At 43.0% G+C, this 2,336-nt stretch carries 3 protein-coding genes; 1 reads left to right on the top strand and 2 read right to left on the bottom strand.

Translation table 11 applies throughout. The features are described from left to right. On the top strand, positions 1 to 212 hold a 212-nt coding region (locus DB895_RS14400), incomplete at its 5' end, for a hypothetical protein (protein ID WP_208012196.1). 2 nt (positions 213 to 214) lie between these two features. Here DB895_RS14400 and DB895_RS14020 read toward each other — a convergent pair. Together DB895_RS14020 and DB895_RS14015 are read right to left on the bottom strand one after the other, a co-directional pair. Continuing rightward, complete coding sequence (locus tag DB895_RS14020; RefSeq protein WP_116725983.1) at positions 215 to 1,330, bottom strand: IS91 family transposase; 1,116 nt, start codon at positions 1,328 to 1,330, stop codon at positions 215 to 217. Next, positions 1,309 to 2,223 (bottom strand): tyrosine-type recombinase/integrase, encoded by a 915-nt coding sequence (locus tag DB895_RS14015; protein ID WP_394336340.1) that lies wholly within the window; start codon positions 2,221 to 2,223, stop codon positions 1,309 to 1,311. The genes DB895_RS14020 and DB895_RS14015 overlap by 22 nt, the downstream gene beginning before the upstream one ends. Between the last annotated feature and the right edge of the window lie 113 nt (positions 2,224 to 2,336).

Below are 2,336 nucleotides of genomic sequence, written 5' to 3'. Positions count from 1 at the left end.
GCCAACAGCTAGAGTTTCGTTGCGTGCGCAGCACGAACAATGAAACTCGTGTTGAACGGAACCGATTACAAGTCCGTCAACACTATGCACTTATCGTAAAAATTTTAGAGAGAATAGTAAGAGGATTTTGCATCCTCTTTTTTTTTGCGAAGTATTTGGTTGGTTTTATCGTGTTTTCCTTCACTTTTGGACATAAAATCCCTTACCCGTAAATTCAGCTTTTACAGGAACTTGGGTTTTGGCCACCGCCAAGAAACCAAGCAGGCGGACCACGCTGGTCAAAAACCGCTATTCGATGCAAATTGCCTGTTTTACAACAGAGGCACTTGGGTAAAAAAGGCTTCTTTTCTACTTTTTCCAGTACTTTCACTTGAAGTTTTTCTTGTAAAACTTTCAGCTTTTGTCGCTTCCAAGTGCTGCTCAAAAAACCATAATGCCGGATTTTGACAAAGCGTTTGGGCAAAATATGCAAGGCAAACCGCCTGATAAACTCCCGGTGCGTGAGCGTCATTTGTTTTTTAACGCCCGCCACTCGGTAATCCTTGTAATCAAAAGTCACATTTTGCTCGTCAATGCTCTTGATTCTAGTATTGCTAATGGCAATTTTATGGGTGTATCTCCCCAAATACTCCACTACTGATTTTGGACTTCCAAAAGGCTTTTTGGCAAATACTACCCAAGGTTTTTGCCATAATTCCTGCCGGATTTGTTCATACTGTATTGGCGATTTTGCTTTGAGTTTTGCGCAAAATTTGGCCCTGAAAACTTTCGACAAAGCCTTGACTGGAAAAAGAAACTTGCCGTCTGTTCTCCTATTTTGCCATTGTCCGTCTTTATTCACACCCCCGCCCGGAACAATGCAATGCAGGTGCGGATGCAAACTCAATTGTTGTCCCCAAGTGTGCAAAACGGCAATCATTCCCATTTGTATTCCCTGGGCTTTGCCAAAGGTTTTTAACGTTTCCCAAGTCGCTTCAAACAAAGTGTCATACACTATTTTGGGCTGATATATCGCTAGAGAATTAATACTGTCGGGCAAGGTAAAAACTACGTGGAAGTATGGAACCGGTAAGAGTTCTGTGCTTCGGGCTTCTATCCAATCTTCCCGTTTGTTGCCCTGACATTTCGGGCAATGCCGATTCCTACAACTGTTATAGCTTATGGTGATGTTTCCACAACCATCGCAAGCATCAATATGACCCCCCAACTCGGCAGTTCTGCATTTTTTTATTCTTGAAAGCGTGCGGTGTTGCCAAGTGTTCAATCCATAATTTTCGACTTTTGAGCCAACTTTCCGCAGTACATCGGCTACTTCAAAGACTGGCTGCATTTTGCAAAAAGGGTATCAAGAGGACTGAATTTTTGTTGACTCTCGAGTTGGGCAATATGCAGATATTCCATCGTGGTTTCGATATTTTGGTGCCCCAAAAGATCTTTGAGAGTCATAATATCCACCCCGTCTTCAAGCAAATGTGTGGCATAGCTGTGCCGAAGCGTGTGCACATGGACGTCTTTTTTGATGCCCGCTGCCTTGGCTACCTGCTTTATTGCCCATTGCACGCCTCGTTGTGAATACCGATTGTCAAAATCGCCACCTGCTCCATTAGGCAAAGGCTGTCCATTAAAAAGATACGCTTGGGGTTTTTCGGCTGCGATGTAGGTTTTTAAGCCCCGAATTAAATGTACTGAAAGTGGAACGTAACGGTCTTTTTTGCCTTTACCTTGAACTACCTTGAGCTGTTTTCGGTCGAAATCCAAATCCTGTAAACGCACACTTCTGGCTTCCATACAACGAAGTCCACAGCCATAAAGCAAGCCAATGAGAATGCGGTGTTTGAGTAGTTTGGCGTTTTGGAGCATCGCCCAGACTTCTTCTTTGCTCAAAACAACAGGGAGTTTTTTCTCGTGTTTTATCGAGGGCAACCGTAAAAATTCATACGGCAAGCCCTCGGATTTTAGCAAAAACCGAAGTCCGTAAACACAGTGTTTAAAATACGTTTGAGAAGGTGTTTTGGACTTTTTTTGAAGGTAAAACAAGTAATCCTGCACTTGTTCGGGATCGAGTTCCGTTGGGATTTTACCAAAATACAGCGAAATCGAAGCCACGTGGCGGGAATAATTGTTAAACGTACTTTGGCTTCGACCTAAAATGGAAACCGTACGCTCAAAACGAGCTAATAGTTCTTCAAATCCCGGGACTTCGCGCTTGGCTTGGTTGAGGATTTTGTTTTCCCTTAGATCATCAGGATGCTTTTTTTTGTAGTCATAGTTTACGATTTTTTATTACCTTCGTAAGGTACTAAATCATCGCGAGTGCTACCGAAGGTTTAGTTCAA

This window comes from Flavobacterium psychrotolerans (assembly GCF_003097635.1).
GTDB lineage: Bacteria > Bacteroidota > Bacteroidia > Flavobacteriales > Flavobacteriaceae > Flavobacterium > Flavobacterium psychrotolerans.
This window is presented reverse-complemented; position numbering and strand designations above follow the sequence as displayed.

Bases quoted from the DNA above. Each gene is read 5' to 3' on its own strand.
- DB895_RS14020 (WP_116725983.1), bottom strand. From the start codon at position 1,330: ATGCAGCCAGTCTTTGAAGTAGCCGATGTACTGCGGAAAGTTGGCTCA.